The following is a 16,674-nucleotide window of genomic DNA, read 5'->3' as shown; positions in this document are numbered from 1 at the left end:
ATAGGACACACTATGAAAAAAGCCGCTCTCCTTTCTCTATCTCTTTTGACTTTAACCGCTTGTAGCCAAGGAATCACGGACATGAAAGACAGAACTTCATCACCTTGTGGAGACAAACCAAACTGCGTATCAACTCAAGATGACCGTGAACAGTATACATTGGCCGCGTTTGAGTTATCAGGTTCAGCAAACTTAGATGCGATTGAGCAGGTTGCGCTGACCTTACCAGGAGCGAAAACAGCCAACAAAACCGAAGACTACCTACGTGTTGAATGTACTTCTCGCATCATGCGCTTTGTCGATGATTTAGAGCTTAAGATCACTGATGGCAAACTGATCGTGCGTTCAGAGTCTCGCACTGGCCATTCTGATTTTGGCGTAAACCGAAAACGAGCGGATCAACTTCGTGCTAGCTTGAAAAACGAAGGCTTCATCAAATAGATAAAAGAATACACAGATAAATCGTCTGTATTCGGATGAGAAGTGCTTCTGGGCAGTCGCTCGACACTTCTCTTCCATGCTACAATTTCGCTCTACTGTTTAAATATTATTTATTAAGAGACTACACATGAAAATCGGCATCATTGGCGCAATGGAGCAAGAAGTTGCGATCCTAAAAGCAGCAATTTCAGACATTACTGAAATTAATAAAGGCGGTTGTACCTTTTTCTCTGGTCAGCTAAATGGTGTTGACGTTGTTTTGCTTCAATCAGGCATTGGTAAAGTAGCAGCCGCTGTTGGTACTTCAATCCTGCTAAGTGAATACCAACCAGATGTCGTTCTAAACACTGGCTCTGCTGGCGGTTTTGATTCAACACTGAACCTTGGCGATGTGGTTATCTCTACTGAAGTTCGTCACCACGATGCTGACGTTACAGCTTTCGGTTACGAAATTGGTCAAATGGCAGGTCAACCAGCAGCGTTCAAAGCTGACGACAAACTGATGGCTGTTGCTGAACAAGCTCTAGCACAAATGGAAGATAAGCACGCCGTTCGCGGTCTTATCTGTACTGGCGACGCATTTGTTTGCACAGCAGAACGTCAAGCGTTCATCCGCAAGCACTTCCCATCAGTGGTTGCTGTAGAGATGGAAGCATCGGCTATCGCTCAAGCTTGTCACCAATTCCAAGTACCATTCGTGGTTGTTCGTGCAATCTCTGACGTTGCAGACAAAGAATCACCAATGAGCTTCGAAGAGTTCCTGCCACTTGCAGCGCAAAGCTCTTCTGAGATGGTTATCAAGATGGTTGCCCTACTAAAGTAAGCGACTAGACATGCAAACACTGTTTGATCAGGTATTTGCAAATGGCGTGCTCCTTGTAATGTGGGGAGCACTGCTTTTTCATTTAATTTTACCTATCCCCCATGCCGCACATCCCACGACCTTATGGCATAAGTTTGCTGAACTTTTAGCAACCAAGGTTAATAACAATCAAAATTATTCCCAAAGCTTAATCTCAGGCACTTTAGCTTGGGGGTTAATGGTTTTACCGGCTCTGGTTATTCTATTGGCACTGCAGCCACTGGTTTGGCAATCACAACTGTTTGAATTAGCGCTGTTGTTACTCGCTATTGATTGGCGTAACAATGAAAAGCTGGCTAATCAGTTGATCAAAGCTCTTGGCCGAGAAGATAAAGCCACGGCTCGTCAGTTATTGGCGCCGATTGTTAATCGTCAAACTGAATCACTGTCATCACTTGGGCTTGGCAAAGCCGCTGCTGAAACTATCATCATGGGTTACGCTCGTAATGTGGTTTGTGTTTTATTCTGGTACGCCATTGGTGGTGGAATTGCAGCTTTAATGTATCGCCTGATTGTCGAATTAGCGCGAGCGTGGTCACCAAGCCGTAAGCAGTTCTCTCCATTTGGATCAACGGCAATCAAGATCGTCGCTATCTTAGAATTTATACCGATGCGATTGTTTGCCTTAATGATTGTATGTGGTGATAAAGCGTCTCACACATTCAAGATGATGCTCGTTCAGAGTCGATCTTGGCCATTGCCCGGCCCAGCATGGTTGATTACTGCTGTCGGCAACAAGCTTGAGCTGTCACTGGGCGGCCCTGCGATTTACGACAACACCAAAGCTATTCGAGCAAAATTAGGCGGCAGAATCGCCCCTTCAGCCCTGCACTTGTCTCAAGTTCAAAAACTGCTGTTTGGTCGCATCGCTATCTGGATATTTTTACAAAGCCTAATCTTACTATTTGTTCACCAAGGGATTTAGAGTGAAACCATCAGCACTTGTTACAAGCCTTACTATTTTGTCTTCCAGCTTATGGCTGCCTTTATCATTTGCAGAAGAAGCACTACTGATTTCAGAAAAAGTTCAACCTGCTCAACGTGTGGTTAGCCTTGCTCCTCATGCCACTGAACTCGCATACAGCGCTGGTTTAGGTGATAAGCTTGTTGCGGTGAGTGAGCGAAGTGATTATCCACTACAAGCTGACAAGCTAGAGAAAGTGGCGAATTACCAAGGCATCAAGGTTGAGAAGATCATCGCCCTGCAACCGGATCTCATTCTCGCATGGCCAGCTGGAAACCCGCCCAGAGAACTCGCGAAACTGGAGCAATTTGGTTTTAATATTTATTACTCAAAAACCAAGAGCCTAGATAACATCGCGACCAATATTGAGCAACTTAGCCAATTCGCAAGCGATCCAAGTATTGGCGAAAATAACGCTCAACAATACAGAGAGCAGCTCAACGCGTTGAGACTAAAATACAAAGATGCCGAGCCAGTAAACTACTTCTACCAACTCAGTGAGAAGCCGATCATCACTGTTGCTCAAGGACACTGGCCAAGTGAGGTGTTTGAGTTTTGTGGTGGCCACAATATTTTCGAAGACAGTGCTTCCCCTTACCCGCAAGTTGGCATTGAACAAGTTGTGTTAAGGAAGCCGCAAGTGATCTTCACTTCTCAGCACGCAATTGAGAATGGAACCATGTGGCAAACTTGGGAAGATGAGATCCCGGCAGTTGCTCAAAATCAGATTTGGTCACTTAATTCTGACTGGATTAATCGCCCGACAACAAGAACTTTGAAAGCAATCCAACAAGTGTGCGATTTCTTCGATAGAGCTAGGCAAAATCACTAACTATTTGCAGCGTTTTTTCGTACAATTCGCCACCGACCTGTCCCTACAATTTTAACTATAAGAGCACCAGTATCATGGACTCCATGCTGCTTTATATTATCGATTTATTTGGCACCGCCATCTTTGCCGTCTCAGGCGTATTTGTCGCTGGCCGTCTTAAGATGGATCCCTTTGGCGTAGCCGTTCTAGGCAGTGTAACCGCGATTGGCGGCGGTACTATTCGTGACATGGCACTAGGAGCAACTCCCGTGTTTTGGATCACCGATACCACCTACCTTTGGGTTATCATCACCACCTGTTTGCTGACCATGATTATAGTAAGACGTCCAAAGCGTCTGGCTTGGTGGATATTGCCGGTATGTGATGCGATCGGCTTAGCGGTGTTTGTTGGTATTGGTGTAGAAAAAGCACTGATTTATCAAGACTCGGCATTAGTGGCCATTATCATGGGTGTTATCACAGGCTGTGGTGGCGGTATTATCCGTGACGTGCTTGCACGCGAAGTGCCAATGATTCTAAGAAGTGAAGTCTATGCGACCGCTTGTATCATTGGTGGTACTTTCCATACCATGGCGCTCAACATGGGACACGACTCAGAAACCGCCTTTTTGGCCGGCGTCTTCACGACACTATTGATTAGGCTTGGCGCTATTCGTTGGCACTTATCACTGCCAACCTTTGCTATCAAATAAGCTATCGTTACAAAGTGAAAGGCTCCGCAAAGGAGTCTTTTTTAATCCAGCTCGTTCTGCAATCCATTCTAATGCTCTCGTGACACTTTGCGTTCACAATTTAAAATACCTAACTGAGTTCAAACCTTTAGTTTCAAATCTAGAGAATGAATGTTGTTTGAGGTAAGTTGAAACAATCATTCCCAACTTTCATGAATATCACTCAATGTTACTCGAAGGAATCGAAACTCTATTGGTGCTGAGTAAAGCAAAAACCATGAGCCGCACAGGCAGTTTGCTTTATATCAGCCAATCAGCGGTCAGCAAACGGATTGCGAATTTAGAAAAGAAGCTAGGTAAAAAGCTCATCGAGCCGAGTGGCCGACAGATAAAACTGACGCCGGATGCGATTGCATTAATCGAGAGCATAGGCCCTACATTCAATGAACTTAGAGGGCTTATTTATGAACAGCAAGAGTTGGAAGATACCACTCTCATTACTTTAGATAGCTCTAAGTCTCTGATAGCGGGTTATTTAGGTGAGATGATGGGCCAATTTATCCAGCAAGATAAATACATCACCATCACCACTAACCATACACCAAGAATTATCGAGCGAGTGCAGTCTGGTAAGGCGACCTTGGGGTTGTGTGCTGGCTTACTGCCGCCGCATCATGGATTGATGACCTTCCATCTATTTGATGAGCCGTTTTACATAGTGAGTAAGTCGCCGCTAACGGAGCTTCCTCCATTGGTGATTACCAACGATATGACCAACCCTGCCAACTCTTATCAGCTCTCAGTGTTAGAAAAGTTTGGTATTAAACCCTTGATGGAGATGGATGCCTATACCACAGCAGCCCAGCTAGCGCTAGGAGGAACGGGGCCGGCTTTGATCCCGCTTTCTATCGTAAAAACACTCAACATTAAGCCTCAATACCTGTTTAGCTTTCCCGAATTGCAAGGATTGATTAGACCGATTCATATCTGTGTGAGACCAAACAGCTATCAATCTCCGCGAGTTAAAATACTGATAGAATCCATTGTTGATGCTGTTCCCAAAGCAGTTTAGACGCCATTAACATCGACATCACGATCACAAGAGGGCGAATCCATTTCTGCCCTTTTGTTACCACTACTTTAGCGCCAAGTTGAGCGCCCATAAAACCACCAACTGCCATCACTAATCCTAATTCCCAAATTGGCAAGCCAGCTAAAATAAAGAAGATCAATGCGGCTATATTCGATGTGAAGTTAAGTATCTTGGTGCGTGCCGTTGCATCCACTAAAGAGAAGTGACCGATAGCGACAAAACATACCGTGAAAATTGAACCTGTTCCTGGGCCAAAAAAGCCATCGTAGAAGCCAACTCCGCCACCAATACACAAAGCAAACATCGCCTCAGAGATCTTCTGCTTTCCTTCAGACGCTCTAGTTTGGGGTGCTAACAGGAAATAGAGAGAGATAGCGATAAGCAGCAGCGGTATCACGCTAGTCAGTAAACTCGCATCAATGTGCTGGACTAACTCGGCACCAATTGCAGAGCCAATAAAAGTACAAAAGATCGCGAGGCGCATCTCTTTAATACTAACGATGCCGTTGCGCACGAAATACCAACTGGCAGAAAAACTACCAAATGAGCTTTGAAGTTTATTGGTTGCCAGTGCTTGCGTTGGTGGCACTCCGGCCGCTAGCAATGCAGGTAGAGTCAACAATCCACCGCCGCCAGCCATTGCATCAATAAAGCCTGCCGCCGTTGCAACAACAAACAAGATAGCCAATATTTCTAGAGTGATTTCCATATACCCAACGCCTTAAATTCTCGTATAGCGACAAGTTACCACTCACTGCAGATGAGCAATAACGAAACACAAGATTGTAACCTATTCCAAATATTCATCATTTAGCCATCACCAGATTTTCACCAGATAACAGACATAAAAAAGCCCACTCCGAAGAGTGGGCTTTGAGCATTTATATCCGCTTAACAGCGATACGCGTTAGTCTATTAAGCTAGAGAAGCTTTAACTTGTGCGTGTAGCTCTTGAACTGAAGTTACTGACGTTTTTGCGTCTGCAGTGTGCGCCATACAAGTCGCGAATGCTGCGTTTAGCGTAGTCGTGTAGTTCACTTTCTCAGCCAATGCGCCACGACGAAGAACTTTAGAATCTTCAATCGCTTGACGGCCAGCCGCAGTGTTCACGATGTACGTGTACTCGTTGTTCTTGATACGGTCAAGAATGTGAGGACGACCTTCGTGTACCTTGTTTACTAGACGTGGGTTAATGCCCGCTTCGCCAAGGATAACAGCTGTACCGTGAGTTGCGTCTAGCTGGTAACCAAGCTTAGATAGCTTAGATGCTAGGTCAACAACACGCTCTTTGTCGCCTTCGCGAACAGAAAGCAATGCACGACCACCTTCAGGGTAGATGTGACCACAACCCAATTCAGCTTTAGAGTATGCTTCAGCAAACGTTGCGCCAACACCCATAACTTCACCAGTAGAGCGCATTTCTGGGCCTAACAGTGGATCAACACCAGGGAATTTGTTGAACGGAAGAACAACCTCTTTCACTGAGTAGTAAGGTGGGATGATTTCTTTCGTAAAGCCTTGAGACTCTAACGATTGACCTGCCATCACACGAGCTGCAATCTTAGCGACTGCTGCGCCTGTTGCTTTCGATACGAACGGCACTGTACGTGCTGCACGAGGGTTAACCTCGATTAGGTACACTTGGTTGTTCTTAACAGCAAACTGCGTATTCATTAGACCACGAACACCCAACTCGAACGCTAGCTTTTCAACTTGCTCACGCATTACGTCTTGGATTTCTTGGCTTAACGTGTAAGCCGGAAGAGAACATGCTGAGTCACCTGAGTGAACACCCGCTTGCTCGATATGCTCCATGATACCCGCAATAACAACACGCTCACCGTCACAAATCGCATCAACGTCCACTTCAACAGCATCGTCTAGGAAGCTATCAAGTAGTACTGGAGATTCGTTTGAAACGCTAACTGCTTCGTTGAAGTAGCGGCGTAAGTCTTGCTCGTCGTATACGATTTCCATCGCTCGACCACCAAGAACATAAGAAGGACGAACAACCAGTGGGAAGCCGATTTCGCGAGATTTCTCTACCGCTTGCTCCATTGTTGTTACTGTCGCGTTTTCTGGTTGTAGAAGACCAAGACGGTCAACAGCAACTTGGAAACGCTCACGGTCTTCTGCACGGTCGATTGCGTCTGGGCTAGTACCAATGATTGGTACGCCAGCAGCTTCAAGCTCACGAGCCAGTTTCAGTGGTGTTTGACCACCGTACTGAACGATAACGCCTTTTGGCTTCTCAACACGAACGATTGCTAGTACGTCTTCCAGAGTTACTGGTTCAAAGTACAGACGGTCAGACGTATCATAGTCTGTCGAAACTGTCTCAGGGTTACAGTTAACCATGATTGTTTCGTAGCCATCTTCACGTAGTGCTAGAGATGCATGTACACAACAGTAATCGAATTCAATACCTTGGCCGATACGGTTTGGACCGCCGCCTAAGATCATGATTTTCTCTTTGTCTGTTGGGTTCGACTCACATTCATCATCGTAAGATGAGTACATGTAAGCCGTATCAGAAGAGAACTCAGCCGCACAAGTATCTACACGCTTGTAGACTGGGTGAATATCGTATTGGTCACGTAGACGACGGATTTCGCTTTCTGCTACACCTAGAATCTTAGATAGGCGAGCATCAGCAAAACCTTTACGCTTAAGCTTCATTAGCTCGTCTTTATTCAGACCAGCAAAGCCTTTCGCTTTGAGTTCTTGCTCTAGTTTTACGATGTCTTCGATTTGAACTAGGAACCAACGGTCAATTTGCGTTAGGTTGAATACACCATCAACTGACATACCAGCACGGAAAGCATCTGCGATGTACCAAATACGGTCAGAACCAGCTTCTTTAAGCTCATGGCGAATCGTCGTTAGTGCGTCAGGTGCATCTAGGTCGACCATTTCGTCAAAACCAGTTGCGCCAACTTCTAGACCGCGAAGTGCTTTCTGTAGAGATTCTTGTTGGTTACGGCCGATAGCCATAACTTCACCAACCGACTTCATTTGAGTCGTTAGACGGTCGTTAGCACCTGCAAACTTCTCGAAGTTAAAACGAGGAATCTTAGTTACTACGTAATCGATTGTTGGTTCGAATGATGCTGGCGTTGCGCCACCAGTGATGTCATTCATTAGCTCGTCTAGCGTAAAGCCAACAGCCAGTTTCGCTGCAATCTTAGCGATTGGGAAACCTGTTGCTTTAGAAGCAAGTGCAGAAGAACGAGATACACGTGGGTTCATCTCGATAATAACCATACGGCCATCTTTCGGGTTAATACCAAACTGTACGTTTGAGCCACCCGTTTCAACACCAATCTCACGCAGTACCGCTAGAGAAGCGTTACGCATTAGTTGGTATTCTTTGTCTGTTAGCGTTTGAGCAGGAGCCACGGTGATCGAGTCACCAGTGTGAATACCCATTGGGTCAAAGTTTTCAATCGCACATACGATGATGCAGTTGTCGTTCTTGTCGCGAACCACTTCCATCTCATACTCTTTCCAACCGATAAGTGACTCATCGATTAGAAGTTCGTTGGTTGGAGAAAGATCCAGACCACGACGACAAATTTCTTCAAATTCTTCTTTGTTATAAGCGATACCACCGCCTGTACCACCCATCGTAAACGATGGACGAATGATACAAGGGAAACCAACCATTTCTTGAACTTTGTAAGCTTCTTCCATCGTTTTCGCTGTATCAGCCGTTGGACACTCAAGACCAATAGCTTTCATTGCTTTATCAAAACGAGAGCGGTCTTCAGCTTTATCGATAGCGTCAGCAGTTGCGCCAATCATCTCTACGCCGAACTCTTCAAGTACGCCGTATTTTTCTAAATCTAACGCACAGTTAAGTGCAGTTTGGCCGCCCATTGTCGGTAGAACTGCATCAGGCTTCTCTTTAGCGATGATGTTACGAACAACTTCCCATTGGATAGGTTCGATGTAAGTCGCATCAGCCATGTCTGGGTCAGTCATGATTGTCGCTGGGTTCGAGTTTACAAGAATAACTCGGTAACCTTCTTCGCGAAGTGCTTTACAAGCTTGAGCACCAGAGTAATCAAACTCACATGCTTGACCGATAACAATCGGACCAGCACCTAGAATTAGAACACTTTTAATGTCAGTACGTTTTGGCATTATCTACTACTCCGGATTACGCTTTGTCTTGTTTGTTTGCAACAGACTGGTTAATTAATTCAATGAAGTGGTCGAATAGCGGCGCCGCATCTTCTGGACCTGGACTTGCTTCTGGGTGACCTTGGAAGCTAAATGCTGGTTTGTCTGTACGGTGGATACCTTGTAGAGAACCATCAAATAGAGACTTATGAGTCGCTCGTAATGTCTCTGGAAGCGTATCTTCGTCAGCAGCAAAGCCGTGGTTTTGTGAAGTAATCATCACAACATCACGTTCTAAATCTTTAACCGGGTGGTTTGCACCGTGGTGACCAAACTTCATTTTCACTGTCTTAGCGCCTGACGCAAGAGCAAGAATCTGGTGACCTAGACAGATACCAAAGATTGGTAAACCTTTTTCTAGGAACACTTTTGTTGCTTCAATTGCGTAAGTACATGGTTCTGGGTCACCAGGGCCATTTGAAAGGAAAACACCGTCTGGGTTCAGAGCAAGTACTTCTTCAGCAGAAGTTTCAGCAGGAACAACCGTTAGGCGGCAGCCGCGGTCAACAAGCATTCGTAAGATGTTTCGTTTTGCACCGAAGTCATAAGCAACAACGTGGTATGGCAATTCAGAGTCTGCTTTCGCTTCAGGAAGTCCACCCGTAAGCGTCCACGAACCTTGTTTCCATTGATACGCTTCTTTTGTTGTAACTTCTTTCGCAAGGTCCATACCTTTCAGGCCAGGGAATTCTTTTGCTTTAGCTAGAGCCAAAGCTTCGTCTAAATTTCCATCATTTACTGAAGAGCCAGCTACGATACAACCGTTCTGTGCGCCTTTTTCACGAAGAATACGCGTCAGCTTACGAGTATCGATATCAGCGATACCAATAACGTTTTGCGACTTAAGGTAATCAGAAAGGGATTGTTCATTACGGAAGTTAGAAGCGATTAGAGGGAGATCGCGAATCACAAGGCCTTGAGCATGGATTGAAGAAGATTCTTCATCTTCGGAATTGGTTCCGGTATTGCCAATGTGAGGGTAAGTAAGGGTAACGATTTGCTGAGAATAGGAAGGATCAGTGAGGATTTCTTGGTACCCCGTCATCGAGGTATTAAAAACGACTTCACCAACTGCAGAACCTACAGCGCCAATGGCTTCACCGTGAAATACTGTCCCATCTTCTAGGACGAGTAGTGCTGACTTCTTCAAGACAACCTCCAGAAATAAAAATGCATTAAAATTGATTTAATTTGCAAATCTACCTTCCTGCAACACCAAAAACTGCGTGTTTATGGAAATTAGACAAATTGGCGGTATTTTAGTGATCTGCGTGATACGTGTCAACATTTAACGCAAAAGAAATTAAACATTTGTAAGAACTAATTCAATTTCCTTTACCAAAGCTTCAAAAGTTCAACTTTCATACTCAATTAATAGGAATATTACGATTTTCTAATTTTCACCCGTCATTTTAGCTAACCATAGAGTGCCAAAAATATCAGCGACAAAACGCAATCGATAAATACCAAGAGAAAACATGATAATTTAAAGTTCTAAAACAAAAAGCACACTAAAGCCTGCATAAATAGCATAAAAATAGAGGGAAAGTGGCGATAAGAAGAAAGTAGAAGGAAGATCGTAGAAGAGGAATTCTTAAGGAAAAGCCACCAAATAAAGAAAGCGCCGGCAATTGCCAGCGCATAAATATCTATTTACAGATCGTTTAAACCAAGGACGTCTGTCATGGTATAAAAGCCTGCTGGCTTATCATTTAGCCAAACAGCTGCCTTGATTGCGCCATTAGCAAAGGTCATTCTATCCGTGGCTTTATGGGTAATTTCAACGCGCTCACCAATATCAGCAAACATTGCGGTATGCTCGCCAATGATGTCACCGGCACGGATTGTCGCAAAACCAATCTCATCTTTTGTACGCTCGCCCGTAATGCCTTCGCGTGACCATACAGCGACATCGTTTAGCTCATTGCCCATCGCACCAGCGATCGCTTCACCCATGCCGATCGCAGTACCTGACGGCGCATCGACTTTATGACGGTGGTGAGCCTCTACGATTTCAACATCACAGTAATCGCCCATCACTTTAGCGGCCTTCTCTAACAGCTTAAAAACCAAGTTCACGCCAACGCTATAGTTCGGTGCCATTACGATAGCCATTTCTTTTGAAGCCGCATCGATAACCTGCTTTTCTTCTTCAGAGAAACCCGTAGTGCCGATGATCAGTTTTTTACCGTGACGTTTACAAAGTTCAATATTCGCTAATGTGCTTACAGGTGCGGTAAAGTCGACGATCACGTCAAACTGTTCAATCGCTTTCGAAAGGTCATCAACTAGAGCCACATCAAAACGACCTTCACCGCATAACTCGCCGACGTCAACACCGACCAAAGATGATTCTGGACGTTCTGAACCAGCACCAACGCTTGCTTCTGAATTATGGTGAGCGGCTTTCACCAAGTTACGACCCATACGGCCAGCTGCTCCTGCAATTGCAATTCTTACCACTGCGAATATCTCCATTGTTTTGGTTACCGTTGCCACTTATCTCTTGCAGCAACGTTCAATCGATTAATCTCTTTAAACTAACAACAATCTCAAACTCAGGCTAGCAATTACGAAAACTCTTTTATTACTCGCTCTAAAATTGGCACGTTTGCTTCGGGGAAGGCGTATTGACTCAATGATTCAAGATCGACCCATTCACCTTGTTGACCTTCTTTACCATAAGGCTGTTGCTCGAATTCGGTCACAAGGATGAAATCAAACTTAAGTGACTTATCCGTATAGTCAAACTCAAGGTGTTCAAACAAAGTCTGTTCTGTCACCTTAATACCAATCTCTTCATCAAGCTCACGAGTCATTGCTTGTTCGATGGTTTCGCCCGCTTCAACCTTGCCACCTGGAAATTCCCAAAAACCGCCTTTGTGTTTATCGTCTGGGCGCTTAGTGATAAATACCTGTGACTTATCTTGATTGAAGATGATGCCCGCTACAATGTGGATTCTTTTCATATGATGGTGTTCCTTCTATGTCCCTAGCGTCATTCCCTACAATGAGGAACGAATTAGATAGGGAATCTGCTCTCTTGTTAGTTCGAAAGATCCCCGATTCGCTCGTCCCTCACTCTCGATGATGACGCTATCGAAACCTTATTATTTTCACATACAAAAAGAGCCGCCTAAGCGACTCTTTTTATCAATAAGTTTGTGTGAAGCTAAGCTGTGACGTGGTGAGTGCAAGGAGGAGGCACGGAGCTTACGTTAGTAAGTGAGTACCTCCGACACTACAATCATCCGTTACAGCAACGATTCACCAGACTTAGTCTATTTTACCGTGACACTGTTTGTACTTCTTACCACTTCCACATGGACATGGTTCGTTACGACCCACTTTACGCTCATCGCGTACTACCGTTTGTGGAGATGCCGCATCCGCTTCATCGTCAGCTAGCTGGTTTTCAGCCGTTGCATGTTGTGCTTGTGCACGACGCGCCGCTTGTTCAGCTTGAGCTTGACGTTGAGCTTCCATCTTTTCAACTTCTTCTTGTTGCTGAACACGAACTTTAGAAAGGATGGTCACAACGTCTGTTTTCAGTACATCTAGTAGGCCTTCAAACAGTTCAAACGACTCGCGCTTATACTCTTGTTTCGGGTTCTTCTGAGCATAACCACGTAAGTGGATACCTTGACGAAGGTGATCCATCGCAGCCAAGTGCTCTTTCCAAAGGCCGTCTAGCGTTTGTAGCATCACAGACTTCTCGAAGTTACGCAGTACTTGAGCACCAACCACTTCTTCTTTCTGTTTGTAAGAATCAACCGCCATACCAAGAATGCGCTCACGCAATGCTTCTTCATAAAGCTTGTCGTCTTCGTCTAACCAACCTTGAATGTCAAAGTCTAGATCGAAGTCATTCTTCAGACGATCTTGCAGACCCGCAATATCCCACATATCTTCAAGAGACTGAGGAGCGATGTATTCATCAATAACTGACGCCAGTACATCTTCACGGTTGTGTTCGATCATTTCACTGATGTCATCTGAACTCATCAGTTCATCACGTAGCTCATAAACAACCTTACGTTGGTCATTGGCTACATCATCGTACTCAAGAAGCTGCTTACGGATGTCGAAGTTACGACCTTCCACTTTACGTTGTGCTTTTTCAATTGAGCGAGACAGCATCTTAGATTCAATCGCTTCGCCTTCGTCCATACCACTTTGGATAAGACCAGCCATACGATCAGACGTAAATATACGTAGTAGAGAATCTTCCATTGATAGGTAGAAACGAGAAGAACCCGCATCACCTTGACGACCAGAACGACCACGTAGCTGGTTATCGATACGGCGAGATTCATGACGCTCAGTACCAATGATGTGCAGACCACCTGACTCAAGTACTTTATCGTGAATGATTCTCCAATCAGCTTTGATCTTCTCGATCTGCTCTTTGGTTGGGTTCTCTATCTTCTCAAGTTGTGCCTGCCAGCTACCACCTAGCACGATATCGGTACCACGACCGGCCATGTTAGTTGCGATAGTTACCGCACCAGGCATACCAGCTTGTGCAACGATCTCAGCTTCCATTTCATGAAACTTAGCATTTAGAACGTTGTGCTTAATTTTTGATTTTTTCAATGCGTTAGACAGCAGTTCAGATTTCTCGATAGAAACTGTACCAACCAGTGATGGCTGACCAGCCGCTACACGGTCTTTGATGTCTTCAATGATCGCATTGAACTTGTCTTCTTCAGTACGATAAACCACATCTGGCATATCGTTACGAACCATAGGCTTGTTGGTTGGGATAACCACCGTTTCTAGGCCGTAGATAGACTGGAATTCGAACGCTTCTGTATCAGCAGTACCTGTCATACCTGACAGTTTTTCATACAGACGGAAGAAATTCTGGAATGTGATCGATGCTAATGTTTGGTTTTCATTTTGAATCTTCACACCTTCTTTAGCTTCAACAGCTTGGTGTAAACCTTCAGACCAACGACGACCTGGCATAGTACGACCAGTATGTTCATCAACGATAACCACTTCGCCTTCTTCAGTAACGATGTAGTCGACGTTTTTCTCAAACAATACGTGTGCACGAAGCGCAGCATTCACATGGTGCAATAGGCTGATATTGGTTGGAGAGTAAAGTGTGTCACCCTCTTCCATCAAGCCGTTTTTGACCATTAGTTCTTCTACAAACTCTTGACCGTTTTCAGTCAGGTGAACCTGTTTTGATTTTTCGTCCATGGTGTAGTGACCTTCACCACGGTACTCTTCTGAATCTTCTTTATCTTGACGCTCTAGAGAAGGAATTAGAGTGTTAATGCGCGTATAAAGGTCAGAACTATCTTCAGCGGGGCCAGAGATAATTAACGGAGTACGAGCTTCATCAATTAAGATTGAGTCAACCTCATCGACTACAGCAAAGAAGCGCTCACGTTGAACTCGGTCTTCAGCACGGAAAGCCATGTTGTCACGAAGGTAATCAAAACCAAACTCGTTGTTTGTTCCGTATAGGATGTCAGCTTGGTACGCTTCTTTTTTCTCTGGCGGAGCCATGTTTGCCACATTCACGCCAACAGTCATGCCAAGGAATTCAAATAATGGGCGGTTTGTTTCCGCATCACGCTTCGCTAGGTAATCGTTCACCGTTATTACGTGAACACCTTTGCTTGGTAGCGCGTTTAGATAAGCTGGTAGGGTTGCGGTAAGTGTCTTACCTTCACCAGTACGCATCTCTGCAATTTGGCCAGCATTTAGAACCATGCCACCAATCATTTGCACGTCAAAGTGACGCATGCCGTAAACACGCTTCGACGCTTCACGTACCGTAGCGAATGCTTCAGGTAGAAGTTGATCTAACGATTCACCTTTATCTAAGCGCTCACGAAACTCAACCGTTTTTGCTTTTAGTTCATCGTCTGAAAGAGCTTCAAACGTTGGTTCGAAGTTATTAATTTCTTTTACAATTTTTCTAAGGCGGCGCAGTGTTCTGTCATTGCGACTGCCAATTACCTTTGTCAGCAGCTTAGTAATCATGTGCTTGGAATCTCTTCGTTCTCAGATCGTCCGCGATCTATTTTAAATGCGTCAGTCTCTACTAGCTATAAACTAGTCTTTAGTTACTAACCAAGGATACTGAGATAAATCTAGTATCTTTGATATTGTACTTGAGAGTAGAGTTTTCAAGGCTTCAGTTAAAATTAATGCCCTCTAGTGTAAGTAATTTTCACACCAACGACCATTTATAACCCCATTTGTTTGATGTGCTTGGTACTTTTCTTTCTAATTGTTGATGGATTAGCCAGACTGTAGCCAAATACTAGGCAACTTTTAAATACTGACGACACTGTATCTGGAAAATAGATACAAAAAAACCAGGTCAATGACCTGGTTTTCAAAATCTTATATTGTCGTAAACAACAATTACGCTAGAACCATTCCTGGTTCAGCAAACGCAACAGGAGAGCCAACCTCTTCTTCGAATGTTGCCCATTCCCAAGCTTCTGCATCAGCAAGTACTGCGCGTAGTAGTTGATTATTTAGGCCGTGACCTGATTTGTATGCTCGGAACTCACCGATAATAGCGTGTCCACACATGTAAAGGTCACCAATCGCATCTAGCACTTTATGCGTTACGAACTCGTTTTCGAAACGTAGACCTTCTTCATTAAGAATTCGGTATTCGTCTAGTACGATTGCGCAATCAAAGCTACCACCCAAACACAAGTTTTGTGATTGTAGGTATTCAATATCACGCATGAAGCCGAAGGTACGAGCACGAGAAATTTCTTTCACAAAGCCTTGTGAAGAAAAATCAAACAACAGGTGCTGTTCATCAGATTCAATTGCTGGATGGTTGAATTCGATTTCGAAGTCCATACGGAAGCCGTTAAATGGCACAAACTCTGCCCACTTATCGCCATCTTCAAAACGGATTGGCTTTTTGATTCGAATAAAACGTTTCGCTGCATTCAGTGTTTCTACACCCGCTTGCTGTAGCAAGTATACGAATGGGCTTGCGCTACCATCCATAATTGGGATCTCTGGTGCATCGACTTCAACAATAATGTTGTCGATACCCATACCCGCTAGAGCTGCATTAAGGTGTTCCACTGTAGAGATACGTACGCCTTCGTCATTAACAAGAGCAGTACATAACATAGTGTCACGAACTGACGCTGGATCAGCTGGGAAATCTACAGGTGGATTTACATCTGTACGACGATAAACAATACCTGTATTTGCAGCTGCCGGGCGAAGAGTAAGTGTGACTTTACGACCAGAGTGGAGACCCACACCAGTTGTTTTCACAATTTCTTTCAGAGTACGTTGTCTGATCATCTGCTTGCCTCGTTATCAGTGCTACAAATCACGGTCAGTATTTACCGACCGCGAATTTTACCATTAATTCGACGATAGTCAAACTTTGGGTATTTGTTAATCAGCCTGACGTCGTAAGAATGCCGGAATATCTAAGTATCCACTCTCTTTCTCAGCTTTAGGTGCTGCACTTTGGCTAGCGCCTGTACCTGAAGAAACAGGTGACGTTGTTGGCTGCGGCTTAACTTGAGGTTTTACCTCAGTTTTTTCTTGCAATGGTTGTGCCACTTTATCTTCCACTTTTGGTGCAGTTTGAGCCGCGACCTGTGGTTGAGGAGT

General features: G+C 44.6%; 13 protein-coding genes and 1 pseudogene. 6 read left to right on the top strand and 8 right to left on the bottom strand.

The window, feature by feature from the left end:
• The first annotated feature begins 12 nt into the window (after nt 1-12).
• The 6 genes from MED222_RS04340 to MED222_RS04365 all read left to right on the top strand — a co-directional run bounded on the left by MED222_RS04340 (nt 13) and on the right by MED222_RS04365 (nt 4,842).
• Entirely contained in the window at nt 13-441 is a 429-nt protein-coding gene (locus MED222_RS04340; protein ID WP_009848400.1) for a DUF1499 domain-containing protein, read from the top strand.
• Nucleotides 442-568: 127 nt separating this feature from the next.
• On the top strand, nt 569-1,264 hold the full coding sequence (mtnN, locus tag MED222_RS04345; RefSeq protein WP_009848399.1) for a 5'-methylthioadenosine/S-adenosylhomocysteine nucleosidase: 696 nt from the start codon (nt 569-571) through the stop codon (nt 1,262-1,264).
• Nucleotides 1,265-1,274: 10 nt separating this feature from the next.
• Nucleotides 1,275-2,228: a cobalamin biosynthesis family protein gene (locus MED222_RS04350; protein ID WP_009848398.1), complete on the top strand. Its 954-nt coding sequence runs from the start codon at nt 1,275-1,277 to the stop codon at nt 2,226-2,228.
• 1 nt (nt 2,229) lies between these two features.
• The gene (gene btuF / locus MED222_RS04355) at nt 2,230-3,099 is read left to right on the top strand and encodes a vitamin B12 ABC transporter substrate-binding protein BtuF (RefSeq protein ID WP_009848397.1); all 870 of its coding nucleotides are present in this window, start codon (nt 2,230-2,232) and stop codon (nt 3,097-3,099) included.
• A gap of 74 nt (nt 3,100-3,173) precedes the next feature.
• Entirely contained in the window at nt 3,174-3,791 is a 618-nt protein-coding gene (locus MED222_RS04360; RefSeq protein WP_009848396.1) for a TRIC cation channel family protein, read from the top strand.
• Nucleotides 3,792-3,996: 205 nt separating this feature from the next.
• Nucleotides 3,997-4,842 (top strand): LysR family transcriptional regulator, encoded by an 846-nt coding sequence (locus MED222_RS04365; protein WP_009848395.1) that lies wholly within the window; start codon nt 3,997-3,999, stop codon nt 4,840-4,842.
• Here the strand turns inward: MED222_RS04365 and MED222_RS04370 are convergent.
• The 8 genes and pseudogenes from MED222_RS04370 to MED222_RS04405 all read right to left on the bottom strand — a co-directional run.
• The gene (locus MED222_RS04370) at nt 4,793-5,572 is read right to left on the bottom strand and encodes a TSUP family transporter (protein WP_009848394.1); all 780 of its coding nucleotides are present in this window, start codon (nt 5,570-5,572) and stop codon (nt 4,793-4,795) included. The two genes, MED222_RS04365 and MED222_RS04370, sit on opposite strands and share 50 nt — an antisense overlap.
• A 206-nt stretch (nt 5,573-5,778) precedes the next feature.
• Nucleotides 5,779-9,009, bottom strand: a complete 3,231-nt coding sequence (carB, locus tag MED222_RS04375) for a carbamoyl-phosphate synthase large subunit (protein WP_009848393.1) — start codon at nt 9,007-9,009, stop codon at nt 5,779-5,781.
• Nucleotides 9,010-9,025: 16 nt separating this feature from the next.
• Complete coding sequence (gene carA, locus MED222_RS04380; RefSeq protein ID WP_009848392.1) at nt 9,026-10,198, bottom strand: glutamine-hydrolyzing carbamoyl-phosphate synthase small subunit; 1,173 nt, start codon at nt 10,196-10,198, stop codon at nt 9,026-9,028.
• A gap of 503 nt (nt 10,199-10,701) precedes the next feature.
• Nucleotides 10,702-11,526, bottom strand: coding sequence for a 4-hydroxy-tetrahydrodipicolinate reductase (gene dapB, locus MED222_RS04385; protein ID WP_020477212.1), 825 nt, complete (start codon nt 11,524-11,526; stop codon nt 10,702-10,704).
• Between the two features lie 92 nt (nt 11,527-11,618).
• The gene (mutT, locus tag MED222_RS04390; RefSeq protein ID WP_009848390.1) at nt 11,619-12,017 is read right to left on the bottom strand and encodes an 8-oxo-dGTP diphosphatase MutT; all 399 of its coding nucleotides are present in this window, start codon (nt 12,015-12,017) and stop codon (nt 11,619-11,621) included.
• Nucleotides 12,018-12,324: 307 nt separating this feature from the next.
• Nucleotides 12,325-15,051 (bottom strand): preprotein translocase subunit SecA, encoded by a 2,727-nt coding sequence (secA, locus tag MED222_RS04395; protein WP_009848389.1) that lies wholly within the window; start codon nt 15,049-15,051, stop codon nt 12,325-12,327.
• A gap of 387 nt (nt 15,052-15,438) precedes the next feature.
• Complete coding sequence (gene lpxC / locus MED222_RS04400) at nt 15,439-16,356, bottom strand: UDP-3-O-acyl-N-acetylglucosamine deacetylase (protein WP_009848388.1); 918 nt, start codon at nt 16,354-16,356, stop codon at nt 15,439-15,441.
• Between the two features lie 96 nt (nt 16,357-16,452).
• Nucleotides 16,453-16,674, bottom strand: a pseudogene (locus MED222_RS04405) (cell division protein FtsZ); the annotation flags it as partial.

The organism is Vibrio sp. MED222 (assembly GCF_000153005.1).
Classification (GTDB): domain Bacteria; phylum Pseudomonadota; class Gammaproteobacteria; order Enterobacterales; family Vibrionaceae; genus Vibrio; species Vibrio tasmaniensis_A.
Note: the sequence above shows the minus strand (reverse complement) of the source record. Positions and strands in the feature narration are given on the sequence as shown.

Coding starts and splice junctions, on each gene's coding strand:
- MED222_RS04340 (WP_009848400.1), top strand. CDS start 13: ATGAAAAAAGCCGCTCTCCTTTCTCTATCTCTTTTGACTTTAACCGCT.
- mtnN (WP_009848399.1), top strand. CDS start 569: ATGAAAATCGGCATCATTGGCGCAATGGAGCAAGAAGTTGCGATCCTA.
- MED222_RS04350 (WP_009848398.1), top strand. CDS start 1,275: ATGCAAACACTGTTTGATCAGGTATTTGCAAATGGCGTGCTCCTTGTA.
- MED222_RS04360 (WP_009848396.1), top strand. CDS start 3,174: ATGGACTCCATGCTGCTTTATATTATCGATTTATTTGGCACCGCCATC.
- MED222_RS04365 (WP_009848395.1), top strand. CDS start 3,997: ATGTTACTCGAAGGAATCGAAACTCTATTGGTGCTGAGTAAAGCAAAA.
- MED222_RS04370 (WP_009848394.1), bottom strand. CDS start 5,572: ATGGAAATCACTCTAGAAATATTGGCTATCTTGTTTGTTGTTGCAACG.
- carB (WP_009848393.1), bottom strand. CDS start 9,009: ATGCCAAAACGTACTGACATTAAAAGTGTTCTAATTCTAGGTGCTGGT.
- dapB (WP_020477212.1), bottom strand. CDS start 11,526: ATGGAGATATTCGCAGTGGTAAGAATTGCAATTGCAGGAGCAGCTGGC.
- mutT (WP_009848390.1), bottom strand. CDS start 12,017: ATGAAAAGAATCCACATTGTAGCGGGCATCATCTTCAATCAAGATAAG.
- secA (WP_009848389.1), bottom strand. CDS start 15,051: ATGATTACTAAGCTGCTGACAAAGGTAATTGGCAGTCGCAATGACAGA.
- lpxC (WP_009848388.1), bottom strand. CDS start 16,356: ATGATCAGACAACGTACTCTGAAAGAAATTGTGAAAACAACTGGTGTG.